This window comes from Streptomyces bambusae, from assembly GCF_019400985.1.
Classification (GTDB): domain Bacteria; phylum Actinomycetota; class Actinomycetes; order Streptomycetales; family Streptomycetaceae; genus Streptomyces; species Streptomyces bambusae_A.
This window is the reverse complement of record NZ_WTFF01000454.1, coordinates 1-4,601: the sequence shown is the minus strand read 5'-3', so window position 1 is coordinate 4,601 and position 4,601 is coordinate 1. Positions and strand designations below refer to the sequence as shown.

4 protein-coding genes and 1 pseudogene are annotated in these 4,601 nt (G+C 76.1%); 3 read left to right on the top strand and 2 right to left on the bottom strand.

Going from position 1 to position 4,601, the window contains the following annotated elements; genetic code table 11:
- Together GPJ59_RS33810 and GPJ59_RS33805 are read left to right on the top strand one after the other, a co-directional pair.
- Nucleotides 1-248, top strand: a 248-nt coding sequence (locus GPJ59_RS33810; protein ID WP_219671770.1) for a hypothetical protein, incomplete at its 5' end; no start/stop codon positions are given.
- Nucleotides 249-423: 175 nt separating this feature from the next.
- The gene (locus tag GPJ59_RS33805; protein ID WP_219671768.1) at nt 424-1,722 is read left to right on the top strand and encodes a M14 family zinc carboxypeptidase; all 1,299 of its coding nucleotides are present in this window, start codon (nt 424-426) and stop codon (nt 1,720-1,722) included.
- Nucleotides 1,723-1,818: 96 nt separating this feature from the next.
- On the opposite strand, the gene GPJ59_RS33800 is transcribed toward GPJ59_RS33805, so the two are convergent.
- Nucleotides 1,819-2,373, bottom strand: a complete 555-nt coding sequence (locus tag GPJ59_RS33800; protein WP_219671766.1) for a DUF1707 and FHA domain-containing protein — start codon at nt 2,371-2,373, stop codon at nt 1,819-1,821.
- Nucleotides 2,374-2,546: 173 nt separating this feature from the next.
- Between GPJ59_RS33800 and treZ the strand changes: the two genes are divergently transcribed.
- Entirely contained in the window at nt 2,547-4,301 is a 1,755-nt protein-coding gene (gene treZ / locus GPJ59_RS33795) for a malto-oligosyltrehalose trehalohydrolase (protein WP_219671765.1), read from the top strand.
- A 30-nt stretch (nt 4,302-4,331) separates the two neighbouring features.
- On the opposite strand, the pseudogene GPJ59_RS33790 reads toward treZ, so the two are convergent.
- Nucleotides 4,332-4,601, bottom strand: a pseudogene (locus tag GPJ59_RS33790) (LysR family transcriptional regulator); the annotation flags it as partial.

Below are 4,601 nucleotides of genomic sequence, written 5' to 3'. Positions count from 1 at the left end.
ATACCGGCCGGGCACCCGTGCGGGTCGGGCGGGCGCCCGGCCGGTCGCACCGGTGTGCGAGGGCGGGCGTCGTGGGTCCCACCGTGCTGCCTCTTCCCGCCGGCGACTGGACCCCGCTCCCGGGGGCCACGCTCCGGGAAGCGGGGTGCGAGGCCCGCCACCGGGGGGAGGTGCCGGTGGCCGAGCTGCTGCGGCACGGCCCGGTGACCGTGCTGCTGCGCGTGGACGACGGGAGCGGGAGGAAGTAGCCGGCGGCCGGGGCGGCGGAGGCAGCGACGGCGGTGGCGGGTGGGACGGAGGCGGGGACGGCGAAGGCAGCGACGGCGGTGGCAGGGGCGGCGGTGCGGGCCTGGCAGCGGGCCGGAGGCCGGCTGCCGGTCGGCGGCCGAGGTACAAGAGCCACGCGGCGGGGAAAGCAACAGCGTGACCCTCTACCGTGACATGCGCTACCCCACCCCGCACGAACTGGCGCTGGCCGGCCGGGTGCTGACCGAGGAGCACCCCGGGCTGGTCGGGCTCCGCCGGGCGGGGACCTCCCGGGGCGGGCAGCCGCTGTGGCTGCTGTCGGTCGCGGCGGCGGACCGCGCCGTCGGTGACCGGAACGTCCTGGTCGTCGCCGGGGCGCACGCCAACGAGCCGGTCGGCGGCGCCACCGCCCTCTCCCTCGCCCGCCGGGTGATCCGCGATCCGGCGCTGCGCGCCGACTCCGGCTGGCACCTGCTGCTGTGCGCCGATCCGGACGGTGCGGCCCTGCACCGCACGCCCCGCCCGTACTCGCTGCTCGACTACCACCGCAACTTCTTCCGCCCGCCCGGCCCCGAGCAGCCCGAGTGGGCGCCCTCTTTACTGCCCACCGACCGGCTGCCGCCCGAGACGGTGGCCCTGAACGCGCTCATCGACGAGCTGCGCCCCCTGCTCCAGGTGTCCCTGCACGGAACGGACCTCGGGGGCAGCTGGGTACAGCTGACCCGGGACATACCCGGGCTGGCCGAACCGTTCGCCAAGTCGGCGGCGGAGCTGCGGATCCCGGTGGAGACCGGCGCCTCGGACGCGGCGGGCTGGCCCTCCCCCGGCCCCGGGATCTTCGTGATGCCGGAGCCCGGCACCAAGGCGGACGGGGTGTTCCACCCGGAGGACACCCGGCTGAGCACCTGGTACCGGACGCACCGGTACGACGGCACCACCGCGATCGTGGAAGCGCCGATGTGGGCCAGTGACCTGGTGGACGACCCGGCTCCGCATCCCGACCCGCGGCGGGCGCTGGCCGTCCTGGCCCGTCGGCTCACCGAGGAGGCCGAGCAGGTGGCCCGGGTGTTCGCCGCGGCCCGGCCCGGCCTGCCGGGCGCCGACGTACCGCCGGCCGGGCCGCTGCTGCGCGCGGTGGAGTGGACGCTCTCGCTGATCCCCGGCATCAGCAGGGCCTGGGCGGGCGGCGCGGCGCCGGCGGAGGCGACCGCCGCGTACATCGGCAGCATCGACGCCTTCGGACGGCGGCTCGTCCTGCGGGCCGCCGCGATGCTCCTACGGGTGCTGCGCTGGGCCGGTCACCGGGCCGCGCCGGAACTGGACCGCCTGGTCACCGGCTGGTGCGAGGCCTTCGCGGCGCGGTTCCAGGCCCGCTGGGTGCCGGTGGCCACCCAGGTGGAGCACCAGTCGCGGACGGCCCTGGCGGCGTACGCCCGGGTGTCGGCGGGAGCGGGAGCACGGACGCTCAGGGGGTGACGGGGGTACGGGGGTGACAGGGGTGACGAGGGTGACAGGGGTGATGGGGGTGACGAGGGTGACGGGGTCCGTTGGCCGCGGCGGCGTTCCTGCCGCTCAGGGGGCGACGAGCCGGAAGCTGACCCGGCCGAAGCCCACCTGGTCGCCGTCGCGGACGACGGCGGAGCCGGTGAGCCTGCGGCCGTTGACCGTGGTGCCGTTGGTGGAACCGAGGTCGCGCAGCACCCACTGCCCGTCGCGCAGGCTCAGTTCGGCGTGCTGCCGGGAGACGGTCTCGTGGGTGAGCCGCAGGGTGTTCCCCGGATCGCGGCCGATGCACAGGACCCCGGTGCCGGGCTGCGGGAGCATCAGGGGCGCGAGCTTCTCCGCCTGCCAGGCGCGCCGGATGCCGACGCTGACGGCGGACATCCGGCCCACCCAGCCGAACAGCCGCTGGGACCAGTTCCCTTCGGCCGGCGCGAGGTCCGCGGTCAGGACGGCCAGGTCCTCGGAACGGCGGGCGACGAGGGCCAGTTCCATGCGGCGCAGGAAGGTGTCGTGGGACAGCCGCCCCTGGGCGGCGCCCTCCCTGAGCAGCATCAGCGCCCGGTCGCGCTCGGCGTCGGTCAACCGCGGAGCGGGGTAGGCGGGGAATTCGAAACTGGACGTCACAGGGTGATTGTCGGGCCGACCTGCCGGAAGTGTCCAGAACTCCCCCGGCCCGGCAGGGATGATGGGCCTCGTCAGGTCCGGCCGGCCACCGTCGGTCACCGCCGGCCACCGCCGGTCCGACGCCGGTCCGACGCCGGCACCGCTTGCCATCGCTCGTCACGAGGGGAACGTCCGTGCAGTTCGAGGTGTGGGCACCGCAGGCAGAACAGGTCGCGCTGCGGCTGAACGACGGTACGCACCGCATGGTGCCCGACCCGGAGCGGACCGGCTGGTGGGTGGTCTCGGCCCCGGCCGCCGACGGGGACCGGTACGGCTTCCTGCTGGACGACGATCCCGACGTACGGCCCGACCCGCGCGGCCGGCGGCTGCCGGACGGGCCCGACGGGCTGTCGGCGGTGGTGGACGTCGACGCGCTGGTGCCGCTGGAGCGGCAGCTTCCCGTCCCGCGCACCAGCTTGCAGGACGCGGTCCTGTACGAGCTGCACATCGGCACCTTCACCCCCGAGGGCACGTTCGACGCGGCCGCCGCCCGGCTGCCGTACCTGGTCGAGCTGGGCATCACGCACGTGGAGCTGATGCCGGTCTGCCCCTTCCCCGGCCGGCACGGCTGGGGCTACGACGGGGTGGCCCCGTGGGCGGTCCACGAACCCTACGGCGGGCCGGCGGGACTGGCCCGCTTCGTGGAGGCCGCCCACGGGCACGGCCTGGGGGTGGTCCTGGACGTGGTCCACAACCACCTGGGGCCCTCCGGCAACCATCTGCCCGCCTTCGGCCCGTACTTCACCGACACCCACCACACCCCGTGGGGCGCGGCCGTGAACCTCGACGCCCCCGGCTCCGACGAGGTCCGCGCCTATCTGCTGGGCAGCGCACTGGCCTGGCTGCGCGACTACCGCATCGACGGGCTCCGGCTCGACGCCGTCCACGCACTCGCCGACACCCGGGCCCTGCCCTTCCTGGAGGAGCTGGCCGCGGCCGTGGACGAACTGGCCGCCGAGGCCGGCCGGCCGATGTTCCTGATCGCCGAGTCCGACCTCTGCGACCCGCGCACGACCACCCCGCGGGCCCGCGGCGGCCTGGGCCTGCACGCGCAGTGGAACGACGACTTCCACCACGCCCTGCACTGCGCCCTCACGGGCGAATCGCAGGGCTACTACGCCGACTTCGCCCCGGCCCCGCTGGCCGCCCTGGCCAAGACCATGACCCGGGTCTTCCACCACGACGGCACCTGGTCCTCCTTCCGCGGCCGCAGCCACGGCCGCCCCGTGGACCACCGCCGCACCCCCGCCCACCGCTTCGTCGGCTACGCCCAGACCCACGACCAGATCGGCAACCGGGCCCAGGGCGACCGGCTGGCGGCCTCCCTCTCCCCCGGGCTGCTGGCCTGCGCAGCCGCCCTCGTCCTGACCGGGCCCTTCGTGCCCATGCTGTTCATGGGCGAGGAGTGGGGCGCGGGCACCCCGTGGCAGTACTTCACCGACCACCCGGACCCCGCCCTCGGCGAGGCCGTCCGCACCGGCCGCCGGCGGGAGTTCGCCGCCCACGGCTGGCGCGCCGAGGACGTCCCCGACCCGCAGGACCCGGCCACCCGGGACCGCTCCTGCCTGGACTGGTCCGAGCCGGAGAAGTCCCCGCACGCCCGGCTGCTGGAGTGGCACCGCGCCCTGACCCGCCTGCGCCGCACCCAGCCCGACCTGCGCGACCCCGACCTCGCGGCGGTCCGCGTCGCCTACGACGAGGACCGCCGCTGGGTCACCTTCCGGCGCGGCGACATCCGCATCGCGGTCAACCTCTCCCCGGAGCCCGTCACGATCGCCCTGGGCCGCAACGGCGTACGCATCCTCGCCGCCTGGGACCCGACCGACCACCCCGACCCGGACGGCCGCCTCCACGTCCCGGCCGAGTCGGCGGTGGTCCTGGGGCCGTAGGACGCCCGGCCGGGCCGAAAGGGCCCGGTGTCAGCTCGTCGGCGTCGGCGTTGTCAGGCGTTCCGCGAGGGCGGCGGCCGAGGGGCCGGACGGGACTCCGGGGGCGAGGAGTTCCGTACGGTGGACCAGGCGCGGCGCCGCCAGCGGTACGGCCACCCCCGCGGCTGCGGATTCGGCCACGCCCCGGGGCAGCAGAGCCAGTCCGTGCCCGGCCGCGGCGAGGGCGCACAGCGCGCGGGTGTCCGTGCCGTCGTAGCGCAGGGCCGCGGCGCGGCCCGGCACGGGGAGGGCCGCGTGGAC